Origin of the sequence: Haloplanus salinarum (assembly GCF_024498175.1) — an archaeon.
GTDB classification, from domain to species: domain Archaea; phylum Halobacteriota; class Halobacteria; order Halobacteriales; family Haloferacaceae; genus Haloplanus; species Haloplanus salinarum.
Genome location: NZ_CP101823.1, coordinates 2,853,093 through 2,877,951, shown reverse-complemented (window position 1 = coordinate 2,877,951; position 24,859 = coordinate 2,853,093). Strand labels below are relative to the sequence as shown.

The 24,859-nt window shown below is 68.8% G+C and carries 23 protein-coding genes and 1 pseudogene; 17 read left to right on the top strand and 7 right to left on the bottom strand.

Annotation, left to right across the window (positions count from 1 at the left end; translation table 11 throughout):
- Positions 1-65 precede the first annotated feature (65 nt).
- The 3 genes from radA to NO364_RS15110 all read left to right on the top strand — a co-directional run bounded on the left by radA (position 66) and on the right by NO364_RS15110 (position 3,293).
- The gene (radA, locus tag NO364_RS15120) at positions 66-1,097 is read left to right on the top strand and encodes a DNA repair and recombination protein RadA (RefSeq protein ID WP_157690089.1); all 1,032 of its coding nucleotides are present in this window, start codon (positions 66-68) and stop codon (positions 1,095-1,097) included.
- Positions 1,098-1,519: 422 nt separating this feature from the next.
- A complete protein-coding gene (locus NO364_RS15115) occupies positions 1,520-2,656 on the top strand; it encodes an NAD(P)/FAD-dependent oxidoreductase (protein WP_257627947.1) in 1,137 nt (378 codons plus the stop codon).
- A 1-nt stretch (position 2,657) separates the two neighbouring features.
- Positions 2,658-3,293, top strand: a complete 636-nt coding sequence (locus NO364_RS15110; protein WP_257627946.1) for a helical membrane plugin domain-containing protein — start codon at positions 2,658-2,660, stop codon at positions 3,291-3,293.
- Here the strand turns inward: NO364_RS15110 and sufU are convergent, their stop codons facing one another.
- Entirely contained in the window at positions 3,294-3,713 is a 420-nt protein-coding gene (sufU, locus tag NO364_RS15105; protein WP_257627945.1) for a Fe-S cluster assembly sulfur transfer protein SufU, read from the bottom strand.
- A gap of 118 nt (positions 3,714-3,831) precedes the next feature.
- Positions 3,832-4,806 carry a transcription initiation factor IIB gene (locus NO364_RS15100; RefSeq protein WP_157690093.1) on the bottom strand — a complete coding sequence of 325 codons (975 nt, stop codon included), beginning with the start codon at positions 4,804-4,806 and terminating at the stop codon, positions 3,832-3,834.
- Between the two features lie 255 nt (positions 4,807-5,061).
- On the opposite strand from NO364_RS15100, the gene NO364_RS15095 reads away from it, so the two are divergent.
- Positions 5,062-5,697, top strand: coding sequence for an IS6 family transposase (locus NO364_RS15095; RefSeq protein ID WP_257627697.1), 636 nt, complete (start codon positions 5,062-5,064; stop codon positions 5,695-5,697).
- A gap of 65 nt (positions 5,698-5,762) precedes the next feature.
- Here the strand turns inward: NO364_RS15095 and NO364_RS15090 are convergent, their stop codons facing one another.
- Positions 5,763-6,506, bottom strand: a complete 744-nt coding sequence (locus tag NO364_RS15090) for a DNA polymerase sliding clamp (protein WP_157690095.1) — start codon at positions 6,504-6,506, stop codon at positions 5,763-5,765.
- Between the two features lie 12 nt (positions 6,507-6,518).
- Between NO364_RS15090 and NO364_RS15085 the strand changes: the two genes are divergently transcribed.
- The 3 genes from NO364_RS15085 to NO364_RS15075 all read left to right on the top strand — a co-directional run bounded on the left by NO364_RS15085 (position 6,519) and on the right by NO364_RS15075 (position 8,634).
- Positions 6,519-7,322 carry a helix-turn-helix domain-containing protein gene (locus NO364_RS15085; RefSeq protein ID WP_257627944.1) on the top strand — a complete coding sequence of 268 codons (804 nt, stop codon included), beginning with the start codon at positions 6,519-6,521 and terminating at the stop codon, positions 7,320-7,322.
- A gap of 82 nt (positions 7,323-7,404) precedes the next feature.
- A complete protein-coding gene (locus tag NO364_RS15080) occupies positions 7,405-7,758 on the top strand; it encodes a DUF7344 domain-containing protein (RefSeq protein ID WP_157690097.1) in 354 nt (117 codons plus the stop codon).
- A gap of 108 nt (positions 7,759-7,866) precedes the next feature.
- The gene (locus NO364_RS15075) at positions 7,867-8,634 is read left to right on the top strand and encodes a 23S rRNA (uridine(2552)-2'-O)-methyltransferase (RefSeq protein ID WP_157690098.1); all 768 of its coding nucleotides are present in this window, start codon (positions 7,867-7,869) and stop codon (positions 8,632-8,634) included.
- An 11-nt stretch (positions 8,635-8,645) separates the two neighbouring features.
- Here the strand turns inward: NO364_RS15075 and NO364_RS15070 are convergent, their stop codons facing one another.
- Together NO364_RS15070 and NO364_RS15065 are read right to left on the bottom strand one after the other, a co-directional pair.
- On the bottom strand, positions 8,646-9,389 hold the full coding sequence (locus NO364_RS15070) for a queuosine precursor transporter (protein WP_157690099.1): 744 nt from the start codon (positions 9,387-9,389) through the stop codon (positions 8,646-8,648).
- Positions 9,386-9,562: a ribbon-helix-helix domain-containing protein gene (locus NO364_RS15065; RefSeq protein WP_157690100.1), complete on the bottom strand. Its 177-nt coding sequence runs from the start codon at positions 9,560-9,562 to the stop codon at positions 9,386-9,388. Before NO364_RS15065 ends, NO364_RS15070 begins: the two co-directional genes overlap by 4 nt.
- Positions 9,563-9,737: 175 nt before the next feature.
- Between NO364_RS15065 and eno the strand changes: the two genes are divergently transcribed.
- A complete protein-coding gene (eno, locus tag NO364_RS15060; protein ID WP_257627943.1) occupies positions 9,738-11,009 on the top strand; it encodes a phosphopyruvate hydratase in 1,272 nt (423 codons plus the stop codon).
- Positions 11,006-12,349, top strand: a complete 1,344-nt coding sequence (locus NO364_RS15055) for a glycerate kinase type-2 family protein (RefSeq protein WP_157690102.1) — start codon at positions 11,006-11,008, stop codon at positions 12,347-12,349. The genes eno and NO364_RS15055 overlap by 4 nt, the downstream gene beginning before the upstream one ends.
- 7 nt (positions 12,350-12,356) lie before the next feature.
- Here NO364_RS15055 and NO364_RS15050 read toward each other — a convergent pair whose 3' ends face one another.
- Positions 12,357-14,564, bottom strand: a complete 2,208-nt coding sequence (locus NO364_RS15050; protein WP_257627942.1) for a twin-arginine translocase subunit TatC — start codon at positions 14,562-14,564, stop codon at positions 12,357-12,359.
- Positions 14,565-14,685: 121 nt separating this feature from the next.
- Here NO364_RS15050 and tatC point away from each other — a divergent pair, with 121 nt between their 5' ends.
- Both tatC and NO364_RS15040 read left to right on the top strand, forming a co-directional pair.
- Positions 14,686-16,092: a twin-arginine translocase subunit TatC gene (tatC, locus tag NO364_RS15045; RefSeq protein ID WP_257627941.1), complete on the top strand. Its 1,407-nt coding sequence runs from the start codon at positions 14,686-14,688 to the stop codon at positions 16,090-16,092.
- A gap of 91 nt (positions 16,093-16,183) precedes the next feature.
- Entirely contained in the window at positions 16,184-16,813 is a 630-nt protein-coding gene (locus NO364_RS15040; protein ID WP_157690105.1) for a histidine phosphatase family protein, read from the top strand.
- A gap of 4 nt (positions 16,814-16,817) precedes the next feature.
- Here the strand turns inward: NO364_RS15040 and larE are convergent, their stop codons facing one another.
- Positions 16,818-17,687: an ATP-dependent sacrificial sulfur transferase LarE gene (gene larE / locus NO364_RS15035; RefSeq protein ID WP_257627940.1), complete on the bottom strand. Its 870-nt coding sequence runs from the start codon at positions 17,685-17,687 to the stop codon at positions 16,818-16,820.
- A gap of 89 nt (positions 17,688-17,776) precedes the next feature.
- Here larE and NO364_RS15030 point away from each other — a divergent pair, with 89 nt between their 5' ends.
- From NO364_RS15030 to gdhB, 6 genes and pseudogenes are all read left to right on the top strand, one after another.
- On the top strand, positions 17,777-18,025 hold the full coding sequence (locus tag NO364_RS15030) for a hypothetical protein (protein WP_157690107.1): 249 nt from the start codon (positions 17,777-17,779) through the stop codon (positions 18,023-18,025).
- A 45-nt stretch (positions 18,026-18,070) separates the two neighbouring features.
- Positions 18,071-20,080: a helix-hairpin-helix domain-containing protein gene (locus tag NO364_RS15025; protein ID WP_157690108.1), complete on the top strand. Its 2,010-nt coding sequence runs from the start codon at positions 18,071-18,073 to the stop codon at positions 20,078-20,080.
- Positions 20,081-20,322: 242 nt separating this feature from the next.
- Positions 20,323-20,469 (top strand): annotated as a pseudogene (locus NO364_RS15020) (YegP family protein); the annotation flags it as partial.
- A gap of 70 nt (positions 20,470-20,539) precedes the next feature.
- Positions 20,540-21,664, top strand: a complete 1,125-nt coding sequence (locus tag NO364_RS15015) for an ORC1-type DNA replication protein (protein ID WP_157690109.1) — start codon at positions 20,540-20,542, stop codon at positions 21,662-21,664.
- Between the two features lie 46 nt (positions 21,665-21,710).
- A complete protein-coding gene (locus NO364_RS15010) occupies positions 21,711-23,096 on the top strand; it encodes an outer membrane protein assembly factor BamB family protein (RefSeq protein WP_157690110.1) in 1,386 nt (461 codons plus the stop codon).
- A gap of 270 nt (positions 23,097-23,366) precedes the next feature.
- Complete coding sequence (gene gdhB / locus NO364_RS15005) at positions 23,367-24,647, top strand: glutamate dehydrogenase GdhB (RefSeq protein ID WP_157690111.1); 1,281 nt, start codon at positions 23,367-23,369, stop codon at positions 24,645-24,647.
- Positions 24,648-24,859: the final 212 nt, after the last annotated feature.

The following is a 24,859-nucleotide window of genomic DNA, read 5'->3' as shown; positions in this document are numbered from 1 at the left end:
TGCCGTTTCACTTTCACCACGGTGTTAACGAGGCTTTATGTGCGGAGGGGCACAAGCGGAGTCACATGGCAGAAGACGACCTCGAGAACCTTCCGGGAGTCGGGCCGGCGACGGCCGACAAACTGGTCGAAGCGGGCTTCGAGAGCTACCAGAGCATCGCGGTGGCGAGTCCCGCGGAGCTCTCCAACACGGCCGACATCGGCGAATCGACGGCGAGCGACATCATCAACGCGGCCCGCGAGGCGGCGGACGTCGGCGGCTTCGAGACGGGGGCGACCGTCCTCGAACGTCGCGAACAGATCGGCAAGCTCACCTGGAACGTCCCCGAGGTCGACGAGTTGCTCGGCGGCGGCGTCGAGACCCAGTCGATCACCGAGGTGTACGGCGAGTTCGGCGCCGGCAAGTCACAGGTCACCCACCAGCTCTCGGTCAACGTCCAGTTGCCCACCGAGTACGGCGGCCTCCGCGGGAGCGCCATCTTCGTCGACAGCGAGGACACGTTCCGTCCCGAGCGCATCGACGACATGGTCCGGGGCCTCGACGACGAGATCATTCAGGCGACGATGGACGACCGCGGCATCGAGGGCTCGCCCGGCGACGAGGACGCCATGGAGGCACTCGTCACCGACGTGCTGGACAAGATCCACGTCGCGAAGGCGTTCAACTCCAACCACCAGATCCTGCTGGCCGAGAAGGCGAAGGAGCTCGCGAGCGAACACGAGGACTCCGAATGGCCCGTCCGCCTGCTGAACGTCGACTCCCTGACCGCTCACTTCCGCGCCGAGTACGTCGGCCGGGGGGAACTCGCCGAGCGACAGCAGAAGCTCAACAAACATCTCCACGACCTGATGCGGATCGGCGACCTCTACAACGCCGCCGTCCTCGTCACCAACCAGGTCGCCTCGAACCCCGACTCCTACTTCGGCGACCCGACCCAACCCATCGGGGGCAACATCCTCGGCCACACCTCGACGTTCCGGATGTATCTCCGGAAGTCGAAAGGCGACAAACGGATCGTCCGTCTCGTCGACGCGCCCAACCTCGCCGACGGCGAGGCCGTGATGCGCGTCAAAGACGAGGGGCTCGTCCCCGAGTAACGCCACGCGACCCTCGCCGGCCTGCCGGCCGAACGCAGCACCGACGGGACGACGATTCGACCCCCCGTCGCGACTCAACACGGTCCCTGCCGTTCTCACGAACTCCTGACCGCCGGCGTCGGACTGGGCTCCGTTCGAGCGCGCGCCGACTCCCAACGACTACTACTGCCTATCAATCAGATGGTTGGATCTTGAACCCCCAATATCGTCAGCCGCCGACGTCCCCGTGGCTCGCACCCACTGAATACGCCACACGTAACTGGAACTGCGTATATACGTGATCTAGGGCGGTTATGCCGGGGGAGTGGACCGGTGTCCGCGCACATCGGCACGAATTCGTCGGCGATCGACGAACGGGTTTCTTGGAATAACCGCACAATATTAGGTGGGCGGAAGCCGTACCGTCCCCCGGTGATACTCACATGACGACCCGTCTCGCCGTCCTCGGTGGCGGCACCGGTGGGACCGTACTCGCCAACAAACTCGCGGCGAAACTCGACACGGAGATCGACGCCGGTGACGTCGAGGTGACGCTGATCAACGAGACGGCGACGCACGTCTACAAGCCCGTCTGGCTCTACGTGGCCTTCGGTCGGGCCGATCCGTCCGAGGCGCGGCGGCCACTCGACGACCTGCTCGACCGACGAATCCGGCTCCGGACGGGACGGATCACCGACGTCGACCCGTCGGCCAAGCGCCTGCAGTTCGACGACGGCGACACACTCGAGTACGACTACCTGACCGTCGCCACCGGGGCTCGGCTGGTCCCCGACCGTATCCCCGGACTCGCCGAGGGTGCCCACGATTTCTACAGTGCGGACGGCGCCGAGCGACTGCGTGACGCGCTCGCCGACTTCGACGGTGGTCGTGTCGTCCTCACGGTTGCGGGGATGCCGCACATGTGCCCGGCCGCGCCCGTGGAGTTCACGCTGATGGTCGAGGACTGGCTCCGTGACCGCGGCGTCGACGCGACGGTGGGTTACACCGCTCCCACCGAACGGACCCACAAGCTTCCGCCGGTGGCCGACTGGGCCGACGATCGGTTCGAGGCCCGCGGCGTCGAGAGTCACACCGAGTTCGCGGTCGACCACGTCGACACCGACGACCGGACGCTCCACGCCGAAGACGGGCGGACGGTCGACTACGACCTTCTGGTCTCCATTCCGCCGCACGCGGGCGTCGACCTCGTGGCCGACGCGGGGTTGGGCGACGACGGGTGGGTCGAGACCGACCCACGGACGTTGGCGGCAGTTCACGCCGAGGACGTGTACGCCATCGGCGACACGACCGACATCGAGCGGCCGATGGCCGGGAGCGTCGCTCACTACCAGGCGGGGACCGTCGCCGACCGCCTCGCCGCGTCGGTGCGCGGCCACACGCCGACCGCCACCTACGACGGCAAGGTGCTCTGCTTCCTCGAGGCCGGGATGGACGAGGCGACGTTCGTCTCCTTCGATTACGATTCCATGCCCGTCCTCCGTGAGGAATCACGGCTCGTCCACTGGGCGAAAGGTGCGTACAACGAGGCGTACTGGCTGACCGCACGGGGGTTGATCTGACGTGGTCGACGACGCGCAGACCACCGACGTCGACGACGAACTCGCCGCCGCCATCGCGGAGGACCCCGAGGCAGTGGCGGCGTTCGTCCGCCGTCTGGACGTGGTGAACGAACTGCTCGACGTGGCCACACTCGGCGTGGAGGCGGCGGACGACGAGATGGTGTCCTCGGTGGCCGAGAACGCGTCCACACTCGGTGAATCGGCCGACGAGCTCGCCCAAGACGGGACGCCTCGCCTGGCCGCCTCGGTCGGCGACCGGGGGGACGAACTCGCCGAGGCGGTCGAGACGGTGGCCGACCTCCAGCGAGACGGGACCTTGGATCACCTCGTCGAACTCGCGGACGTCGTGGCTCTCGCGACCGAAGCGGCGGACGACGAGATGGTGTCCTCGGTCGCCGGCACCGCCGGGTCGCTCGGCGAACTGGCCGACGAGGCGGCCGATCCGGGGACGGTACGAGGCGCCCGAACGCTGCTCCGGGCGCTCGGTGACGCGGGCTCCCCCGACGCCGCCTACCGCGAGGTGGGGCCGCTCGGTCTGGTGCGGGCGCTCCGGGATCCGGAAGTCAAGCGAGGACTGGCGTTTCTGATCGCGATGGCGCGAGGGATCGGTCGGGAGGTCGACCGGGGGGCCGAGTAGCTACTCCTCGGTCGTCGTCTCGTCGATGTCGAGTTCGCCCTCGTGGATCTTCGCTCCGTCCTGGACCACTTTCTCCGCGAGGACGGCGCATTTGATCCGCATGGGGCTGATGTCGACGCCGAGCATCTCCACCACGTCGTCACGGTCCATCCCGGCGAGTTCGTCGAGGGTCGTCCCCGGGAGGCGCTCGGTGAGCATGCTCGCGCTCGCCTGACTGATGGCACACCCGTCGCCGGAGAAACTCACGTAGTCGATGGTCTCCCCGTCGTCGTCGAGGCGCACGTCGATCCTGATCGTGTCGCCACACGACGGGTTCTCGCCGACGTGGGTGAACGTCGGATCCTCGAGTTCCCCGTGGTTGCGGGGGTTCTTGTAGTGATCGAGGATCTGCTGTCGGTACATATCCGAGCCCATGCCCATGATTGGCTCCGAATAAGGTGCTTTCGCGTAAAAGGATTCCGGGGTACGGGGTTCGGACGGCCTCGTGAGCCGTCTCCGGCGATCCACGCTCCGGGGGGTGACTCGGTACCGATCCGCCTCAGGCCGCGACCGCCCCGTCGACGTCCTCGTAGGCCTCGAGGAGTTCCCGGTACCGGTTGCGGATGGTGACCTCGCTGATGTCGGCCACCTCGCCCACCTCCCGCTGGGTGATCTCCTCGTTGGTGAGCAGCGGCGCGGCGTAGACGGCGGCGGCCGCGAGGCCGACCGGGTTCTTGCCGCTGTGGAGGCCGCGCTCCTTGGCCGCGTCGAGCATCCCCCGTGCCAGTCGGTCGGCCTCGTCCGAGAGATCGAGTTCCGACGTGAACCGGGTGACGTAGCTCACCGGGTCGGCCGGAGCGACTTCGAGGTTGAGTTCCCGCACCACGTACCGGTAGGTGCGTTTGAACTCGGTCTCCTCGACCCGGCTGACGCGGGCCATCTCGTCGATGGTTCGCGGAACGCCCGCCTGTCGCGCGGCGGCGTAGAGCGCGCTGGTGGCGACGCCCTCGATCGATCGACCCGGCAGGAGGTCGTCCTCCAGCGCACGTCGGTAGATGACGCTTGCGGTCTCGCGGACGTTCTCGGGCAGGCCGAGCGCCGAGGCCATGCGGTCGATCTCGCCGAGCGCCTGCCGCAGGTTGCGTTCCTGGTGGTCCTGCGTCTGGAACCGCCGGTTCCAGGTGCGGAGCCGCTGCATCTTCTCGCGCTGGCGCGAACTCAGCGTCTTCCCGTTTGCGTCCTTGTCCTGCCAGTCGATCGTCGTCGACAGCCCCTTGTCGTGCATCATCTTCGTCGTCGGCGAGCCGACCCGGGACTTCTCGTCGCGTTCCCGGGCGTCGAAGGCTCGCCACTCGGGGCCGCGGTCGACCTCGTCGGCCTCGACGATGAGCCCACACTCGCTGCAGGCCGTCTCGCCGTGCTCCTCGTCGGTCACCAGCGCGCCGCCACACTCGGGGCAGGCGTGTTCGGCCGTCGACTCCTCTCGCTCTCGAATCTCGGTGCTCTCGGTCGTCCAGACGCGTGCTTCTGTCATGATGGGGTGATCGTCACCGACGACCGACGCGGGGACCGTGTCGCCGTGACGCTTCTTAACCCACAGTTAGTGATGAAGACATATAAACATCCCGCTGAAATGCGCGGAGATACATAACTCCAACGGAAATAGTGACAGCGTGCAGACCTTCTCGATGGCGGCGAAAAATCAGACGATAATAAATGATGGGGTAGAAATCGCGGTAGTGTTCAGATAAGGATTGAAAGGTGAGGCGGTGCGAGTTTCTGCTGGTTCATGGCTGAAATCGCCCGCCTCAACGGTTGTATCGACCGAATCGAGTTAGGTTTTGTGGAACGAGAGGCAACACCGCGGCTGTTGATGAAGCTCAGTATTCAGCTCCATCTTGCTGGACTATCACTTTCGAATACTGTCTCTATTCTTGAAATATTTGGTGTTGAGCGGGCACGATCCACCGTTCACAACTGGGTTCACAAGGCTGATCTACAGCCCGAAGAAGATCGAAGCCCGGATCACGTTGCGGTTGACGAAACCGTGATCCGACTCAATGACGAGCAGTACTGGCTGTACGCTGCGGTTGATCCAGAGACGAACGAATTACTACACACAAGGCTTGAACCGACGAGAAACAATGTTATCGCTCATTCGTTCTTCCGCGAACTACGCGAGAAACACGACGTTGACGACGCGGTGTTTCTCGTCGACGGTGCGAAACCTCTGAACGACGCCTGCCGTCGCCACGGCCTCGATTTCAGATACGAACGTCATGGAAATCGGAACAGCGTCGAACGTGTCTTTCGTGAAGTAAAACGCAGAACTACCAGTTTCTCGAACTGTTTTAGCAACGCCGAAGCAGAAACTGCAAACGAGTGGCTCAGATCGTTCGCCTTCGCATGGAATCAGCTAATCTGAACAGCACCGAAATCGCGAGCGGTACGGGTCGACGCGGGGACGGGTGAGCGGTGGGCGGTCGACGGTTATTCGCTCTGGATGCGCGGCGCGAGCATGAACGTCACCTGTCCCAGGCCTTCGGCGAACTCGTAGTGGAGCTTCACCGGGAACTCCTCGCCCAGTTCGACCGTCACCTCGGCGTCGCCGGGGATGGCCTTGTTCATGTCCTTGAGGTAGTCGAGCGAGAACAGCGAGTCGGCCGGCCCCGCCTCCAGGTGGATGAGGTCCTCGGGACCCATCTCGAAGTCGACGTCGTCGGTGTCGCCTTCGGCCTCGATGTGGAACGTCTCCACCGCCTCGTCGACGCGGAGGTTGATGTGATCGGAGACCATATCGGCGGCCGTGATGCCGCGGTCGAGTTGGTTGCCCTCCACCACGATCTGTGCGGGTAGATCGAGGTCGGGGATGTCCGGCTCCTGTCGGATCGAGTCCGGGTCGATCAGCGCCAGCGTGTAGGAGAGGCCGTCGATCCGGATGTGGAGTTTGCGGGTCTCCTCGTCGAGTTCGAGGTGGACGAGGTCGCCGGCGTTGCCCATGCCCGCGATGTCCTCCAGTCGGGCGAGGTTGACGCCGATGACGCCGCCGTCGGCCTCGTAGGACTCGAACGCCGCGGCGTCCAGCGAGAGGTCCACCATCCCCACGTTCGCCGGATCGACCGCCCGGATCGACAGGCCGTCCTCGTTGAGCCGAACCTTACACTCGTCGACCAGCACGCTCACGGAGTCGAGGGCATCCCGGAGCGTCGACGCGCTCACGATGGCCTTGAACATGTATCCGGTGGTATGCCCCGGGCGTTAAAAATACCCGCTGTTCGTCGCGGGCGAGCGCGCGTACCGGCGGCGTCCACGTTTATCACGATCGACCCGTCACCGAACGAAACTTGGTTAACCAAGCATACCTGCTATGATCCCCCGTCGGCTACTCCCCTACGATCAATAGCTGTCATCGTCGAACTGCGAATACCGACTCACCAGTTCGAGCTCGGTCGGCGGATCCCGACGCGGTCGGGGGGACCGACGGAACTCGAACGGGTGAACGGGGTAGAAGACGGCTCGGCGCCGGTTTTCTCGCTTTCCGACCTCGCCGACGGCCGCCTCGACGGCCGCGATCAGTTCGCCGACGCGGAGGGCTATCGGTTCGAGCTCGTGGACGTGTCGGAGGACTGCTCGCTCCGTCTCGTCTCGTGGGACCCCGAGGTCGACCCCTTCTTCGGACTGCTCGCCGAACACGGCGGCTCCATCCGCCGCGGGACGGGAACGCCGGAGGCGTGGACCTTCGAGGCGGAGTTCCCGAGCCACGACGATTTCTCGACTTTCCGATCCGGTGCCGAGGACCTCGACACCCCCGTCGAAATCGAGCGCGTCTACAACCCCACTGCGGGAACCGGCGCCTGGTACGGGCTGACACCCAGACAGCGACGGACGCTCGAACTCGCGGTCGAACGCGGCTACTACGACATCCCCCGACGCTGTACGACCCTCGAACTGGCCGACGACCTCGGTATCTCCGATCAGGCCGTCACCGAGCGACTGCGCCGCGGCATCGTGACCTTCGTCACCAACGCCCTGTTGCCCGAGGACGAGTGACAGCACACATGACAGTCCGTTCATCCAATAGCTTCATGAGTGCTCACACGGAACCGGTAGCTGCGTTCTGGGGGGGGATCCGATGACTACATCGAACACGTGTGACAGCACGGTCGACGACGACCCGGGGGAGAATCGACACGACGAAGCCGACACCGAGCGACTGGATGCCGTCTTCGAGGTGTTGGCCGACGCGCGACGGCGGCGGGTGATCCGCGTCCTCTCCGGCGGGGAGACGGAGGTGACGACCGTCGCGACGCTCGCGGAGGCCCTCGCGGAGCGTGACCCGGCACCGGTGGATCGGCTCGTCGTCTCGCTCGGACACGTCCACCTGCCGAAACTCGACGCCGCTGGCGTGATCGACTACCTCCCCGACCGCTCGACGGTCCGGTACGACGGGGCGCCGCTCGCCGAGCGCCTGCTGAAGGAGTGTTGAGGCCGGCCAGACATCCGACGTGCATTTCCGGATCGACCACCTCGGTCCGGGTATGAACGCCGATCCCGCGACCGCTCGCTCGCGGTCACGCCTCCCGGTGAGTCGCCCATGACCGGTCGCGACGAGTACTACAACCGCTCGAAACAGGAGGGCTACCGCGCCCGGTCGGCCTACAAGCTCAAACAGCTCGACGAGGCGGCCGACCTGCTCGCCCCGGGCGACGTCGTCGTCGACCTCGGGGCCGCACCCGGCGGGTGGCTCCAGGTTGCCGCCGAGGCGGTCGGCGACGCCGGGACCGTCGTCGGCGTCGACCGCCAGCGCATCCGCCCGCTCGATCACGCCGTCGTCGAGACGCTCCGGGGCGACATGACCGAGGACGCGACGGTCGACCGCCTCCGCGAGACCGTCGGCGACGCCGGCGCCGACGTCGTCGTCTCGGACATGGCTCCGAACATGACCGGCGAGTACTCCGTCGACCACGCCCGATCGATCCATCTCGCCCGGCAGGCCCTCGGCGTCGCCGAGGACGTCCTCGCCCCGGGCGGCGACCTGGTCGTAAAGGCCTTCGACGGCCCGGACCTCGCGGATCTCCGTGCCGACATGGACGACACCTTCGAGTACGTGCGCTCGATCCGCCCGGACGCCTCCCGGGACTCGTCCTCCGAGGTGTATCTCGTCGCCAAGGGGTATCTCACGGCGCCGATCGCCGCCGGCGACGAACTCGTCGTCGAGATCGTCGACCGGGGCGACGAGGGCGACGGCATCGCCAGCGTCGAGGGGTTCACCGTCTTCGTCCCCGACGCCGAGGTGGGCGACCGCATCGAGGTACGGATCGACGAGGTCAAACCGCGCTTTGCCTTCGCCGAGCGGGTGTGAGACCCGCCGCGTCACTCGCGTTCGGGCTCGCCCGTCGCGGCGGCCGCGGCCTTCGCAGCCGCGTCGGCCCGCGAGCGGACGAGGCCGACCACGGCGTACACGAACGGCGTGTCGACCAGCGCGATGAGCAGTTTGAGGAGGTACTGGCCGAGCATCAGCCCGACGACCAGTGACCACGGCGTCGCCTCGCCGATCCCCGCGTACCGCGGCAGGAGGTAGAAGGCCACGCCGACGAAGATGACGGTGTCGATGGCCTGACTCGTCGCCGTCGAGGCGATGTTCCGGAGCCAGAGGAAGTCGCCCTCGGTCGCCTCCCGGAGGCGGTGGAAGACGAGGACGTCCCAGTTCTGGCTGACGATGTAGGCGAGCAGGCTCCCCGCGACGATGTTCGTGCTCGCGCCGAGCACCGCCGCGAACGACGCGGGATCGACGGGCGAGTTCGGGGACGCCGGCGCCATGATGGTCGACCACACCAGCGCCAGCAACACGAAGTTCATCACGAAGGCGACGTTCACCATGACCTGTGCCGCCCGCCGGCCGTACAGCTCCGCGTAGCAGTCCGAGGCGAAGAAGGTGAGCGCGTACGCCAGCGCCGCCCCGGGCAGGGAGACCGTCGCCCCGATCCGCGGTACCGCGACCGGCAGCGGGATCGCCAGCACCTTCGAGGCGGTCAACTGTGCGGTCACCAGCGCCGTCACGAACAGCGCGAGGATCGCGACGCGGCCCACCGGCCACGCGTCCCGTCCGGCGCTCATTCGTCGGCCTCCAGACGCCCGTGTCTGGCGTCGATCTCGTCGAGCAGGTCCAGATTCTTCCGGATCGACGCCCGGATCGCGTCGCTCCGGTTCACGAACTTCCCGTCCTCGCCGACGTGCTCGTCGAGGTCGGCGAGGAGTTCGTCCGGAATCTCGACGCTGATCTTGCTCACGCCGTGCCCCCCGCTCCGCGCCCGCATACTCGTTCGAATATTCTCATGGTGTTCTCTCGGCCATATTTCCCGCCCGGGTTTAAATACGACGGCTTCGCCGTCCGGGTCGGCCCCCCGTTCCGGGGTGCCGCGCTCCCCAACTATTTGCCCCCCGCCCGACGTAGCGTAGCCACGAATGACCGACGCGTCCATCGAAGCCATCACCGCACGCGAAATCCTCGACAATCGCCTGGAGCCGACGTTACGGGTCACCGTCGAGACGGCCGCCGGCACCGGCCGGGCCGACGTTCCCCGGGGTCGCTCCCGTGGCGAGCACGAAGCCATCGACCTGCGCGACGGCGACGACCGGTATCGGGGCCGTGGGGTCCGACAGGCGGCCGCGAACGTCGAGGACCGGATCGCCCCCGCGCTCGTCGGCCACGACGCCACCGCCCAGCGAACCGTCGACGCCCGCCTCGACGCGCTCGACGACCCCGAGGACCCGCTCGGCGGCAACGCCATCACCGGCGTCTCGCTCGCCACCCTCCGGGCCGGGGCCGCGGCGACCGACCAGCCCCTCTACCGGTACGTCGGCGGCGCCGACACGCACGTCCTCCCGCTCCCCTTCTTCGATCTGATCGAGGGCGGCGAACTCGCCGGCGGGGACCTCCCCTTCCAGGAACACCAGGTCGTCCCCGTCGGCGCCGACTCCGTCGCCGAAGCCGTCCGGATGGCCGCCGAGGTGTACTACGAACTCGGGGACATCGTCCGCGCGGAGTACGGCGAGGCGTCGCTCAACGTCGGCGCCGAAGGGGGGTACAACCCGATCGGCGTCGACGACCCGCGGACGGCATTCGACCTCGAACTCCGGGCCATCGAGGCGTGTGGCTACGACGGCGAGTTCGCCCTCGCGGCGGACGTGGCCGCCTCCCACTTCTACGACCCCGAGACGGGGACCTACGCCCTCCTCGGCGAGACCCTCTCCCGGGCGGAGCTTCTCGCGTTCTACGAGGAACTCGTCGACACCTACCCCGTCGTCTCGCTGGAGGATCCGCTCGATCAGAACGACTTCGACGGCTACGCCGACCTGACCGACCGCCTCGACGTCCAGATCGTCGGCGACGACCTCTTCGTCACCTCCCCCGAGCGACTGCGGCGGGGCGTCGACCGCGGTGCCGCGACCGCCCTCCTCTGGAAGGTGAACCAGGTCGGGACCGTCACGGCGGCACGGGAGGCGTCGCGGCTGGCGACCCGGAACGGCTACGCGGTGCAGGTGTCGGAACGCTCCGGACAGACCCCCGACACGTGGCTCGCCGACCTCGCGGTCGGCCTCGGCGCCGGACAGATCAAGACCGGCGTGACCCGCGGCGAACGCACCGAACAGTACAACCGTCTCCTCGAAATCGAGGACGAACTGGGCGACGCCGCGACGTTCGGCCCGCCCGCCGAGGGGACCCTCGACCCGTGACGACCGTCCGCAACCGGTCGGCGCTCGTCGACCACGGCAACGTCACGGCCCGACGTGACCTCCTCGATATCGCGTCCGCGGCCGTCGACGCCGTCCACCCCCGTCGGACCGTCCCCGCGGCCGTGACCCGCGACGGCGACCGACTCCGGATCGGCGAGCGCACCGTCGACCTCGCCGCCGTCGACGACGTCTACCTCCTCGCGGCGGGCAAGGGGTCGGCCGCCGTCGCTGCGGAACTGCGCTCCCGTCTCGGCGACCGCCTCACGGACGGCGTCGTCGCCGAGAAGGCGGGCGGCGAACGCGACATCGACGGCGTCGCCGTCGTCGGCGCCGGTCATCCGATCCCCGACGCCGAGAGCCTGCGGGCCGGCCGGCGGGTCCACGAACTCGCCGACGCGGCGGGGCCCGAGGACTTGGTGATCGCCGCCATCACCGGCGGCGCCTCGGCGACGCTCGCCGCCCCCGCCGGGGACCTCTCGCTGTCCGACCTCGCGGACGTGACCGACAGGCTCCTGCGGGCGGGGCTCCGGATCGACGAGATCAACGCCGTCAGGAAACACTGCTCGACGCTCAAGGGCGGCCGGCTGGCCGAGCGGGTCGCGCCGGCGACGCTCGCGACGCTCGTCGTCGTCGACGAACCCGCCGGCGACCCCTGGGGCCCGACCGTCGGCGACGGGTCGACGTTCGCCGACGCGCTCGCCGTCCTCGACCGTCACGACCTGACCGACGCCGTCCCGCCGGCCGTCCCCCGGCACCTCCGCCGCGGCCGGGACGGCGCGGTTCCCGAGACGCCCGGGGCGACCGACGGCGACGTCCTCGTCCTCGCGGGACCCGCCGACGTCGTCGAGGCCGCCCGGGACCGGGCCGCGGCTCGCGGCTACGAGCCGCTGATCCTCTCCTCGACGGTCGAGGGCGAGAGCCGCGAGGTGGCGACCTGTCTGGCGGCGCTCGCCCGCGAGGCGGTGACCCACGGGCGGCCGGCCAGCCCGCCGTGCGTGCTGATCTCGGGCGGCGAGACGACCGTCCGGGTCGGCGAGGGCGCCGGCGAGGGCGGCCCGAACCAGGAGTTCGCCCTGCGGTCGGCGGTCGCCCTCGCCGACGAACCCCGGGTGACGACGCTCGCGCTCGGGACCGACGGCACCGACGGCCCCACCGACGTCGCCGGGGGACTCGTGGATCACACGACGGCGTCCCGGCTCGAAGCGGCGGGACGTGATCCCGTCGCCCACCTCGACTGCCACGACGCGACGCCGGCGCTCCGGGCCGTCGACGACGCGGTGGTGACGGGCCCCACGGGGACGAACGTGATGGACCTCCGCCTGACGCTCGTCGAGGCGTGAGGCGCGGTCACACCTCGGCGTCGGCGCCCTGATCGCCCTCCGACGGTTCGCTCCCGGAGAGGTCGCGGCGGCCGCCGAGCGTCACCGCGAACAACACGCCGAGGCCGACGCCGTAGGCGACCATCAGCGGAATCGTGACGAGGAACATCGTCATCACGTCGGCGGGCGTGGCGACGGCGGCGAACCCCAGGATGCCGACGGTCACCTCCCGCCAGCGGTCGCGCATGGTCCGGTAGGAGACGCCGGCGGTGTTGAGCAGGAGCATGAGGACGGGCACGTCCGTGAGGAGGCCGATGCCCGCGGTGGTGAAGAAGATGAGCCAGAAGAAGTTGGTGATGCGGTAGGCGATGACCATCTCGGCCCGCACGCCTTCGGCGACGAGATAGGAGATGACCGTCGGGGCGACGGTGGTGTAGCCGAGGGCGAACCCGGCGAACAGGCCGACGACGAGGGCCGCGACCCACCCGAAGATGAGGTTCCGGTTGCCGCGGACGAACCCGCGTTCCCGGAGCGCCGGCCACGCGTAGTACGCCACGATCGGGAGGGTGACGAGGACGGCGATCAGCGTCGAGAACTTCACCTCGAAGATCAGCGCCTCCATGGGGTGGAGGGCCACCACCTCGATCTGGTCGGTGGCAGTCACGTCGTCGGGCAACTGCGAGAGGAACTGCTCGAAGACGCGGCCGATGCCGCCGGTGTAGAGCCATCCGAACGTCGACGCGAGGACGATCCCGAAGACGGCGGCGATGCGGAAGGCCCGCGACGTGAGGCTGTCGAGGATAAACGCGACGTCGGTGTAGTAGCCGCCGATGTCGTCCTCGTCGGTCTCGCCGTCGGTGAACTCGTCGAGGAAGGTGCCGCCGGCGCGACTCGCCCGGTCGCCGATCTCCTCGCTCGCCGACTGGGGGGCGTCGCCCTCGCCCTCCCCTTCGGCCGCCCGCCGCTCCTCGGCCTCGTCGAACCGTTCGAGGATGGCCCGGGCCTTCTCCTTCTCGTCGTCGTCCATGGCCTCGTTGGCCATCGTCAGCGCCTCCTCCTCGCTCAGGTCGGCGAAGGCCTCCGGCGGTGCCGCGCGGATCCCGTCCGCGTCGAGCGCCGAGAGGTCGATCTCGGTCGGGTCGCCGACCTCGGTCGGCTCGACCGCGGCTTCGAGTTCGGCGTACACGTAGTACATGAAGCCGACCGCGCCGGCGACGAGTCCGCCGGCCGTCGTCCACACCGCGAGGGCGACGGCGGGGGTGACCGGGAGGGTCGATCCGGGCGTCAGGAGGCGTCGGCTGGTCCCCATCCACGCCAGCAGGTCGTTGGCGCGTTCGAGGCCGCCGTACGCGTAGAAGGCGTACACCAGGAAGCCGCCGACGACGCCGACGCCGAGGATGAGGTTCCAGTGTCGGCCGGCGGCCGTCCACACGTCGAGGCGCTCGCTGCCGCGCTTGGCCGTCACCACCACCTTCGCGAGGTAGAGGCTGAACCCGTAGAGGACGAGCATCGGCACCGCCCACATGATCTGCGTGAACGGGTCGGGCGGGGTGAACAGCGCGCCGGCGGCGACCATGCCGACGACGGCGTATCGCCAGCGGTCACGGAACGTCTCGTAGGGGACGATTTCGGTGTAGGAGAGCGCGCTCATCACCAGCGGCAACTGCGCCGCCAGGCCGAACGAGAGCGTCAGCAGGAAGATGAACTGCGCCCAGAGGACGATGGAGTAGGTCGGCTTGAACCCCGCGGAGATGGCGTTGTTCGCGAGAAAGGAGAACATCACGGGGAAGAAGACGGCGTAGCCGTAGACGAGCCCGGCCACGAACAGCGTCGCCGAGAGCAGGCCCCCGGCGGCGATCTTCCACCGCGCGACCGGCGTCGACGGCCACCATCCGCGTTCCTCGAGGGCGTCACGCGAGAAGTAGAGGAAGACGGGTATCGCCATGATGATCCCGGTGATGAGCCCGATCTTCGCCTGCAGGAGGATCACGTCGAACGGCGTCTGGGCGATGATCTGGAGGTCCTCCGCCGTCGCCGCCGACATTCGTGCCTCCGTCACGTTGCGCAGGAACTCCCAGATGTAGAGCCGCAGGGCGTAAAACGAGCCGATGAACCCGACGAGGAAGACGATGAACACCTTCTGAAGATCCTTCTGGGCGGAGCGAAGCATCGCACCGGCCGTCTCCCGCCCGGCGTCCAACGTCCGACGGGTGTCCTCGTCAAGCGCGCTCGACATGGTACACCGAACCCGTCTCGGCGTCATCAATCTTTTCTCTCCCAGCCCACCCGAGCAGCGTGTCCCGTCCGCCGATCCGATGGAAAAAGGCCTATAACAGCCGGGGAGATACTTCGGGTGAATGGCTGAGGACTCGGAGCCGGAAGCGTCGTCCGAGCCGACGGCGGACGGCGACCCGGACCCGGCGGACGGCGACGCGGACACCGCCGCCGACAGCCGCGGTGCCGCGGACGGCGACGCCGAGTCCGTTCCCGACGCCGACGACCCGGCGCTCGACCCCGACACCGACACCGTCTACTCGCCGGAGGACGCGCCCGACGCCGGCGGTTCCATCGAGGATTACCTCGACGACGACTCCGCGCTCGCCGCCGACCGGACGGCCCCCGAGGGCGCGACGGGGACCGACGACCCCTTCGACATCGACGAGCGCCGGAGCGTCTCCGACGCCGTCGGCGCCCCCGTCCCGGACGAGGAGCTCGCCGACGACCCGGAACTCGAACTCGCGCCGGAGGTGACCGCCGAGGCCGAGGGCGGTGACGACCCCGCCGGGGCCGACGACACGCCCCCGACCGACCGTGACCTGCACGACGGCACGGCGCCCCAGGGCCGTGAGGACGACGACGCCGACGCGGCGTCGACTGCGGAGACCGACGCCGGTTCGGACGCGGACGCGAACGCTGACTCGGCGCCCACCACGAGCAGCGATTCGGTCGTCGGGGGGGAGACGACGGTCGAACCCCAGCCGCCGTCGGCCCCCGAGCCGGCCGGCGACGTCGACGACGGCCTCGTCGGCGAGGGGCCGGCCTCGGACGAGGAGATGCCCCTCGCCGCCCACATCGAGGAGATGGTGCGCCGGCTGGCGGTCGTCCTCGTCGTCGGCGGCGTCGTCGCCCTCGCGGTCTTCCCCTTCGCCGACGGCGTCATCAACTACCTCTGGAACTCCCACATCCCGGGGGCGGCGACGGACCCCGACCTGCGGCCCCGCCTGTACGGCCCGCTCGAACTCCTGCTCACCGAACTGAAGGTCGCCGCGCTCGCCGGCTTCGTCGTCGGCCTCCCAATCGCCGTCTACGAGACGTACCTGTTCATGCGTCCCGGGCTCTTTCCCCGCGAACGCCGCTACTACCTCGCCGCCGTCCCGACCAGTCTCGTGTTGGCGCTGATCGGCGTCGGCTTCGCCCACTTCGTCGTCCTCCCGGCCATCTTCGCGTACTTCACGCTCTACACCGAGGAGTCCGTCGAACTCATCGCCTTCGGACTCAAGGAGACGTTCGGCCTCATCCTCGTCCTCATGGGCTATATGGCGCTCGTCTTCCAGATTCCCCTCTTCATCATGCTCGCGATCATGATGAACCTCACCACCCGGGAGTGGCTCGAAGGTCGGCGCCTGCTGTTCTGGGGCGGGTTCCTCGGGCTCTCTTTCCTGGTCAGCCCCGACCCGACGGGCATGGCGCCGATCATCGTCGCTGCGACCATGATCTCGCTGTTCGAGGGGACGCTCGCCCTGCTCCGGTGGACCGGCAACTGACCCCTGTGATCGGTTCCCGAACCGAGCGCGGGGATGCCGTCCGGTCCCGTCCCGAGGAACGCTCTTGTGGGCGACGGCCGTAGCGGGTCCCATGACCACCGTCCTGCTCGCCCGACACGGCGAGACGACGTGGAACCGTGACGGCCGCCTCCAGGGCTGGGCGCCGACGTCGCTGACCGACCGCGGACACGCACAGTCGCGGGCCCTCGGGTCCGCCGTCGCCGCCGAATACGACGTGGACCGCGTCCTCGCCTCCGACCTCCGGCGGGCCAGGCGGACCGCCACTCACCTCGCCGAACACGTCGGCTGTGACCCCACCTTCGAGTCGGCGTGGCGCGAGCGTGACTTCGGCCGCTACCAGGGGCTCCCGAAGGCGGCGATGTTCGAGGACCACGACCGTCTCTCGCTACGCCGGGCCGGCCACGACGCGGTGGACGCCCGCCCGGAGAGCGGCGAGAGCCTCCGGGACGTGCGGGAACGCGTCCTCGCCGGCTGGGAGCGACTCGTCGCCGAGAGCGACCCCGAGGAGACGGTGGCCGTCGTCTGTCACGGCGGCCCGCTCTACCTCCTCGTCGGCGCCGTCGAGGGCCGCGACGTCGTCTCGGCGGTCGTGGAGGGCGAGCAGGACAACTGCGCGCTGAACGAACTCCGCGTGCGCGACGGGCGGGCGAGCCTGCTCGCCGAGAACCGGACCGACTTCCTCGACGGCGTCTCGGCGTAGCCGCTCAGTCCCCGCCGGTGGGGTACTCCTGGGCGAACACGTCGGCGACGAGCGGTTCCTCGTCGTCCTCGTCGGGGCTCACGCTCCCCGTCCGGTAGCCGTGCAGGTCGAGCGTGACGTGCTCGAAGCCCACGTCGTCGAGGTGTTCGCGCGCCGCGCGGACGAACTCCCGGTCGAGGGCGGCGTCGAGTTCCTCGGGCGCCACCTCGATGCGGGCGAGGCCGTCGTGGTCGCGTACCCGAAACTGCGAGAACCCCCAGGTCCGCAGCAGTCGCTCGGCCTTCTCGACGCGGGTCAGCCGTTCCTCGGTCACCTCGAGCCCCGTCGGGATCCGGGAGGAGAGACACGCCATCGAGGGCTTGTCGGCGACCGAGAGGCCGTAGCGCTCGGCGGCCTCGCGGACCTCCGCCTTGGTGACGTCGTGGGCGAGTAGCGGCGAGAACACGTCGAGTTCCTCGACGGCGCGGAGCCCGGGCCGGTGACCCTCGCCCGGGTCCGAGGCGTTCGTCCCGTCACAGACGGTCCCGATGCCCCGCTCGCGGGCCACGTCGTACATCCGCCCCAGGCGCATCGTCCGGCAGTGGTAACACCGGTCGTCGCCGTTGGCGACGAAGTCCGGGTCGTCGAGTTCGGAGAAGGTCACGGTCTCGTGGGGGATCCCGATCTCCTCGGCCACCCGGACCGCGTCGTCGAGTTCGGACGCGGGGAGGGTCTCGCTGCGGGCCGTGCAGGCCAGGGCGTCGTCCCCGAGGGCGTCGTAGGCGAGGGCGGCGACGACCGCCGAGTCGACGCCGCCGGAGAACGCGACGACGACCCCGTCGCGCTCGGCGAGGTCGGCGCGGGCGGCGTCCAGTTTCGCGTCGAGTGCAGTCATCGTCCGCCCTTCCGCGCCGACGGGCAAAAGCGCGTCGTCCGGGAGAAAGATTCATCCCCGCTACCCCTCAAGGGACGGGCAGAACGACGATGCCAGCCAAGACGGGGGCGTCACACGCCATGTCGGCGTTCGTCAGCCTGATCGTCGGGACCGTCCTCTCGAAGTACGTCTGGACGTACACCCCACCGCTCGCGGAGGCGGGGGCCGTCGTCGGCCGCCACCTCGTCACCCTGATCGGCGTCCCGCTGTCCCGCGAACTGACCGGCGGATTCGTGGTCGTCCTCGCGCTCTCGTTCCTGTGGGGCGTCCTCTATCACGTCACCCGCCACGGGTCCTGATCCGACCCGCAACGTTTTGCCGGATGGGGCGATACTCGTTGCCGCATGGAACTCACGGCCATCCCGGGCGTCGGCGAGAAGACGGCGGCCGCGCTCGCCGACCTCGACGACCCCGAGCGGGCGCTCCGGGAGGGCGACGTGGCCGCGCTCGCCGAGGCGCCGGGCATCTCCGCCGGTCGGGCCGCCGCCATCGCCCGCGCGGCCGTCCGCCACGAACACGACGCCGACGGCGAGTTCCTCGCGACCGACCGCGCCCGCGACGTCTACGAGGACGTGCTCGACCTCCTGAAGGAACGCACGGTCACCGACTACGCCGCCCGGCGGATGGAGACGTTCGTCCCGACGGGCGCGCCCTCGCGGATCGCGGAGGTCCGCGCCCTCGTCGACCGGGCGACCGACCGCGAGGCCGACCCCGCGACCCTCGATGCGCTCTCGGACGTGACTCCGCTCGCCGACCCGCCGCCAACGCGGGTGCGCGACCGCTGTCTCGCCACCGCCGACGCCGAGCGGTACGCCGAGGCGGAGGAGGCGGTTCCCGAACTCTCGGTCGAGGTGGTCGACGACGCCCGCGACCTCGCGGAACTCGCCCGGTCGTACGCGACGGTGATCGCCCTCGACGAGACCTTCGCCGGCGTCGACGTGGCCGGCGACGTGCGGGTACGCCCGGACGCCCTCGAACACCCCGCCGAGGTGGTGCCCGAGCGCCTCCTCGCGTTCTTCGCGGCGAACCGCGACACCTTGCTCGCCGCGGCGCGGGTCCACGACGCCGCGGGGATGGAGCCGCCCTGTGACCTCGACGCGCTCCGCGACGCGCTCTCCCGCCTCGACGACGACGGCACGCCCGTCGGCGACGACGAACTCGACCGGCTCACGACCGCCGTCGACGACCTCGACGCCGCGGTCGGAACCGCCGAATCGGTCGCCAACGACCACCTCCGGACCGCCATCCGCGAGCGCGACGTGACCATCGAGGGGACCGACTTCCTCTCCCTGGTCGAGCAGGGCGCCCGCGTCGACGCCCTGCTCTCCCGGGAACTCGCCGACGAGTTCGACCACGCGGTCGCGAAGGCCCGCGATCACCTGATCGACAGCCTCGACCTGGCCGACGAGGCGGACCTGGCCGAGCGCGTCTTCGGCGGCGACCCCACCTTCCCGCTGGAGCACGACGCGGAGGCGGTCTCGCGGCTCCGCACCGAACTCGCGGCCGCCCGCGACCGCCGGGCCGGCCGAATCAAGACGGAGTTGGCCGACGACCTGCGTGCCCTCCGCGACCCCGCCGACCGGCTGGTCCGGGCGGCCTTGGAGCGGGACGTGGAACTCGCCGTCGCCCGGTTCGCCGACGACTTCGACTGCACCCTCCCCGACGTCGACGACGACGTGTCCGGCGTCGCCGTCGAGGGCGGCCGGTCGCCGCTGCTCGACGTGCCCTTCGCCGAAGTCGAACCCGTCGACTACGCCGTCTCCGGGGTGACCCTCCTCTCGGGAGTCAACAGCGGCGGGAAGACCTCGACGCTCGACCTGCTGGCGCTCGTGACCGTCCTCGCCCACATGGGTCTCCCGGTCCCCGCCGCGGCCGCTCGGGTCGAACGCGTCTCCGAACTCCACTACTACGCCAAGAGCCAGGGGACCCTCGACGCCGGCGCCTTCGAGGCGACGCTCCGGGACTTCGCCGACCTCGTGACGGGTACCGACTCGCGGCTGGTTCTCGTCGACGAACTGGAGAGCATCACGGAGCCGGGCGCGAGTGCGAAGATCATCGCCGGCATCCTCGAATCACTGGATGGGGGCGACGTCACCGCCGTCTTCGTCTCCCACCTCGCCGGCGAAATCCGCGACGCCGCGGGGATCGACGTGGCGGTCGACGGCATCGAGGCGGTGGGGCTCGTCGACGGCGAACTCCGGGTGAATCGTTCGCCGGTGACCGACCACCTCGCGCGCTCGACGCCCGAACTCATCGTCGAGAAACTGGCGACGGAGTCGGCCGAACGAACGGCCGACGACGACCCCCCGACCGACGAGGACGACTTCTACCGGCGGCTCCTGGAGAAGTTCTGAGGGGGAACTGTCACCCGATCGGTCAAAAACTCGGGCGTTTATCGGTGTCTCGGGTCGCGTTCATATATGTCGGATAATAATTCCAGCCTGTATGCACGTCGGATCGGCGCCCCACGCACGTCCGACGAGATACGGGGATACTGGCTGTTCGTCCTCGGACTGCTAGCCGGGGGTCGTCGGCATCGTCCTCTTTCTCCCCAGCAGCCCTGCGTCGGCGCTGCGGGAGGCGAGCATCGCGATGGGCGGCCTCGGACTGGCGGTGGCGACTCCGCCACCGTAACGGGAACGTCCTCGCCGACGGCGGCGAGGGGTACGCCTCCCGGAGCGGCGTCCACGACGCTATCGAGGGCGTGAAGCGCAACGCACCGGGTGCGGAAACCGAGGAGTAGCGCGTCGGGCGCGCCCGTCGCGTTCGACTCGCGGCAACTGTTAAGTGGTCACGCGAGCGAGGTGAAAGTGATGACGGAGGACCCCGACGAGGGGATGCTGTCGTGGGACGAGTCGGTGTTCCGGGACGAACACGTCTTCGAAATCGACTACGTGCCCGAGACGTTCGACCACCGCGAGACGCAGTTGGAGAACTTGAAGTACGCGCTCCGGCCGGCGGTGCGGGGCTCCCGACCGCTCAACACGATGGTTCGGGGGCCGCCCGGCACCGGCAAGACCACCGCCGTGTTGAAGCTGTTCGGCGAGCTGTCGGGCCAGCCCGGCGTCCGGACCGTCCGGGTGAACTGCCAACTCGATTCGACGCGCTATGCCGTCTTCTCCCGGGTGTTCGAACACGTCTTCGACTACGAACCCCCTTCGTCGGGCATCTCGTTCAAGAAGCTGTTCGGGCAGATCACCGACCGCCTCGTCGACGACGACGAGGTGCTGGTGGTCGCGCTCGACGACGTGAACTACCTCTTCTACGAGAACGAGGCCTCGGATACCCTCTACTCGCTGTTGCGCGCCCACGAGGGGTCGGCCGGCGCCCGCATCGGCGTCATCGTCGTCTCCTCGGACCTGGGACTGGACATCATGGAGGAGCTCGACGGCCGCGTCCAGAGCGTCTTCCGCCCCGAGGAGGTGTACTTCCCCGTCTACGACGCCGACGAGATCGTCGACATCCTCGGGGAACGGGTCGACCGGGGCTTCCACGACGGCGTGATCGGCGCGCAGGAACTCGACCGCGTCGCCGAACTCACCGCCGAGAGCGGCGACCTCCGGGTCGGGATCGACCTGTTGCGCCGGGCGGGGCTCAACGCCGAGATGCGGGCCAGCAAGACGATCAGCGTCGAGGACGTCGAGGAGGCCTACGACAAGTCCAAGTACGTCCACCTCTCGCGCTGTCTGCGCGAGCTCTCGGAGTCCGAACGGGCGTTGGTCGAGACCATCGCCGAACACGACGGCCAGCAGGCCGGGACGGTCTACGAGGCGTTCCACGAGGCGACGGATCTCGGCTACACCCGCTACTCGGAGATCGTCAACAAACTCGACCAGTTGGGTGTCATCGAGGCCGACTACGCCGATGTCGAGGGCCGAGGACGATCCCGGTCGCTCACGCTCTCCTACGACGCCGAGGCCGTCCTCGACCGCCTGTAGGATCGGCGGAACACATTTACTCGCGGAATCCCGCGTGCGAACGAAAATGCCACGTGACACGTTCACACGCCGCGGATATCTCGCGGCCGTGGTCGGGGGGGTGATCGCGGGCTGTGGCGGCCGCGCGGACGAGGGAACGGCGACGGAGACGGGGACGACCACGTCGCCGCCCCCGACGACGACCCGCGCTACCGCGTCGGCCGGCGTCGCCGCCGCCGCCCCCACCGACGGGGACGACTCCCTCGAAGGCTCGTTCGAGCGGGGGCCCGGGAGCTGTGCCCTGACGGCGTCGTCCGTCGCCGACGGGACGTGGCCGATGCCCCACCACGACCCCGCGGGGACGAACGCCGCGCCCGCGGCCAACGGTCCCACCGGCTTCCCGCTCAACGAGCGCTGGACCATGTCGGCGCTCGAAGCGCAGGTCACCTTCCCCGTCGCCGACGAGGACTTCGTCTATCTAGTGGCGGCCGACGCCGACGCCGATCCGAGCGTGCCGATGGCGGCCGTGCTGTGTCACGACCCGCGGCGCAACGGCGAGATCCAGTGGCGGCGTCGGGTCGACGCCATGCCCATCGGGCCGCCGGTCGCGGCCGGGAACACGGTGTACGTCCCCTTCGGCTCCCCGGAGGACGTGCGCGTCCAGGCCATCGACCGCGCCGACGGATCGCTCCGTACCGTCTACGACCTCCCCGGGCGGTTCGTCGACGGCCTGGCGACCGCGGGGACGAGTCTGGTGATGCCGAGCGAGGAGTCTTACCGCGTCGTCGACGCCCGGACGGGCGAACACTGCTGGTCGTTCGCGCCGAACCGGGGGCGCGGGAGCGACCGTCGGGACCGGAAGATCCGCGCGGCCGCCGTCGGCGACGGCGTCGCCTACGTCGGGACCGGATATCCCGACGGCGAACCCACGACCGGGATCGGACACCTGTACGCGGTCGACCCCGCCTCCCCCGGCGTGCGGTGGCACGTCGCTATGGACGGTCCGGTCGGCCGCATCGCGGTGGCCGACGACGTCGTCGTCGCCACGACCGGCGCCGGCGTCGCCGGCTTCGACGCCGCGACGGGCACCCGGCGGTGGGCCGTCAGCGCCGAGTCGTCGGTCCGGCCTCCCACCCTCGCCGTCGGCGCCGGCGTCGCCGTCTACGGCACCCGGCGGACGCTCCACGGCCTCGACCTGTCGACCGGGGACGAGCGCTGGACGGTCCCCTTCGGCGTCCGCGGCGACGTGATCTTCGTCGGCGACGTCCTCTATGCGGTCGGGCGGAGCGACCCCACCAGCGAGCGCATCCTGCTGGCCGCCGTCGACGTCACCTCGGGCCGGCAGCGCTGGCAACAGGAGATATACGACCCGATCGTCGACGTGATGGCCGCCAACGGCTACCTCTATGCCATCACGACCGACGGCCGGCTGTTCGCGTTCACCAGCGTCTAGACGAACTCGACGGCGCCGCTCGGCCCGTTCGTGAATCACCCAGCGAGCGTCGCGTCTTCACTCCCTCGCCAGCGACGGCGATCGTCGTCGCTACCTCCCCGCGAGTGACTCGGTGTGCCCCCGCCCCCCAAATACTGAATAAAATACATCTGAATAGGAAATATACGGAAAATATTGGAAAATAAGACGATACTGCTGAATCCAATATTATTAATTAATATTAGGGACAATACGGGGTCCCGGAGGAGACACCTTCGGACGGATCCCAGAATGTCTGAGCAGAAGACGGCGACAACGGCGGACGAGGAACCGGAATCAGCGCTGGAGACCGCTCGTGCGCAACTCGAGCGTGCGGCGGCACAAATCGACGTCGACGCGGGGGTCGTCGAACGTCTGAAACACCCGACGAAGGTGTTCCGCGGGTCGGTGCCGCTGGAGCGTGACGACGGGACCGTCGAGATCTTCACCGGGTATCGCGCACAACACGACGACGTCCGTGGCCCGTACAAAGGTGGTCTCAGATACCACCCGGACGTGACCGAAGACGAGTGTATCGGCCTGGCGATGTGGATGACGTGGAAGTGTGCCGTGATGGATCTCCCCTTCGGTGGCGCGAAAGGCGGTATCGTCGTCGATCCGAAGGCGTTGAGCGAGTCCGAGCGGGAACGTCTCACGCGGCGGTTCGCGGAGGAGATGCGCGATTTCGTCGGCCCGACAGTGGACATTCCGGCCCCCGATATGGGCACCGATGCCCAGACGATGGCTTGGTTTATGGACGCTTACAGTATGCAGGAAGGTGAGACCGTCCCCGGTGTCGTCACGGGCAAGCCTCCAGTCATCGGCGGCAGCTACGGTCGGTCCGAGGCACCGGGCCGAAGCGTCGCTCTCATCACGCGCGAGACGGTCGATCATTACGACCTGCCACTGGAGTCGACTACGGTCGCCGTGCAGGGTTTCGGAAGCGTCGGTGCCAAGGCGGCTCGGCTACTCGACGAGTGGGGCGCGACGGTCGTCGCGGTCAGCGACGTGAGCGGCGGTATCTACGACGCGGACGGTCTCGAGACACACGAGATCGAATCCCACGACGAACGGCCGGAAGCCGTCTCGGCAACCGAAGGCGTCTCACGGATCACGAACGAGGCGCTACTGGAACTCGACGTCGACGTGCTGATCCCCGCCGCCGTCGGTAACGTGTTGACGAGCGCGAACGCCGATGCGGTGCGGGCGGATATCATCGTCGAGGGCGCCAACGGACCGACGACGGCGGAAGCCGACCGCATCTTCGCCGAGCGTGGCGTTCCGGTCGTCCCCGATATCATCGCCAACGCCGGCGGCGTGACCGTGAGCTACTTCGAGTGGCTCCAGGATATCAACCGCCGTCAGTGGTCGCTGGACCGGGTTCGTGAGGAGTTGGAGTCGGAGATGCTCTCCGCGTGGCGTGACGTTCGGGCCGAGTTCACCCGGCGCGACGTGACCTGGCGGGAGGCCGCCTACATCGTCGCGCTCTCCCGCGTCGCGGAGGCAAAGAGCACGCGCGGACTCTGGCCGTGATCCGGACCGTGTAGCCCAACTCCGGGGTTTCGAGTGTCCGCCTCGGCCTCCGAGTTCGGCGACGCTCGGATACCGCCAGGCGCGATTCGAGCTCCGGTTCCGGTGTCTACCGATCGCCTGGCCACTCTCGACGAGCCTCGCCCGTGCATTCCGCCCTCCCGTCGACACACCCCGGACACCGTTCGGAATCGGGGCCCGTACGCGTCGCTCAC

Coding starts and splice junctions, on each gene's coding strand:
- NO364_RS15080 (WP_157690097.1), top strand. CDS start 7,405: ATGACTACATCGAACACGTGTGACAGCACGGTCGACGACGACCCGGGG.
- larE (WP_257627940.1), bottom strand. CDS start 17,687: ATGACTGCACTCGACGCGAAACTGGACGCCGCCCGCGCCGACCTCGCC.
- sufU (WP_257627945.1), bottom strand. CDS start 3,713: ATGGGCATGGGCTCGGATATGTACCGACAGCAGATCCTCGATCACTAC.
- NO364_RS15030 (WP_157690107.1), top strand. CDS start 17,777: ATGCCAGCCAAGACGGGGGCGTCACACGCCATGTCGGCGTTCGTCAGC.
- NO364_RS15050 (WP_257627942.1), bottom strand. CDS start 14,564: ATGTCGAGCGCGCTTGACGAGGACACCCGTCGGACGTTGGACGCCGGG.
- gdhB (WP_157690111.1), top strand. CDS start 23,367: ATGTCTGAGCAGAAGACGGCGACAACGGCGGACGAGGAACCGGAATCA.
- NO364_RS15100 (WP_157690093.1), bottom strand. CDS start 4,806: ATGACAGAAGCACGCGTCTGGACGACCGAGAGCACCGAGATTCGAGAG.
- NO364_RS15090 (WP_157690095.1), bottom strand. CDS start 6,506: ATGTTCAAGGCCATCGTGAGCGCGTCGACGCTCCGGGATGCCCTCGAC.
- eno (WP_257627943.1), top strand. CDS start 9,738: ATGACCGACGCGTCCATCGAAGCCATCACCGCACGCGAAATCCTCGAC.
- NO364_RS15040 (WP_157690105.1), top strand. CDS start 16,184: ATGACCACCGTCCTGCTCGCCCGACACGGCGAGACGACGTGGAACCGT.
- NO364_RS15025 (WP_157690108.1), top strand. CDS start 18,071: ATGGAACTCACGGCCATCCCGGGCGTCGGCGAGAAGACGGCGGCCGCG.
- NO364_RS15075 (WP_157690098.1), top strand. CDS start 7,867: ATGACCGGTCGCGACGAGTACTACAACCGCTCGAAACAGGAGGGCTAC.
- radA (WP_157690089.1), top strand. CDS start 66: ATGGCAGAAGACGACCTCGAGAACCTTCCGGGAGTCGGGCCGGCGACG.
- tatC (WP_257627941.1), top strand. CDS start 14,686: ATGGCTGAGGACTCGGAGCCGGAAGCGTCGTCCGAGCCGACGGCGGAC.
- NO364_RS15085 (WP_257627944.1), top strand. CDS start 6,519: ATGCCCCGGGCGTTAAAAATACCCGCTGTTCGTCGCGGGCGAGCGCGC.
- NO364_RS15115 (WP_257627947.1), top strand. CDS start 1,520: ATGACGACCCGTCTCGCCGTCCTCGGTGGCGGCACCGGTGGGACCGTA.
- NO364_RS15070 (WP_157690099.1), bottom strand. CDS start 9,389: ATGAGCGCCGGACGGGACGCGTGGCCGGTGGGCCGCGTCGCGATCCTC.
- NO364_RS15010 (WP_157690110.1), top strand. CDS start 21,711: ATGCCACGTGACACGTTCACACGCCGCGGATATCTCGCGGCCGTGGTC.
- NO364_RS15015 (WP_157690109.1), top strand. CDS start 20,540: ATGACGGAGGACCCCGACGAGGGGATGCTGTCGTGGGACGAGTCGGTG.
- NO364_RS15095 (WP_257627697.1), top strand. CDS start 5,062: ATGGCTGAAATCGCCCGCCTCAACGGTTGTATCGACCGAATCGAGTTA.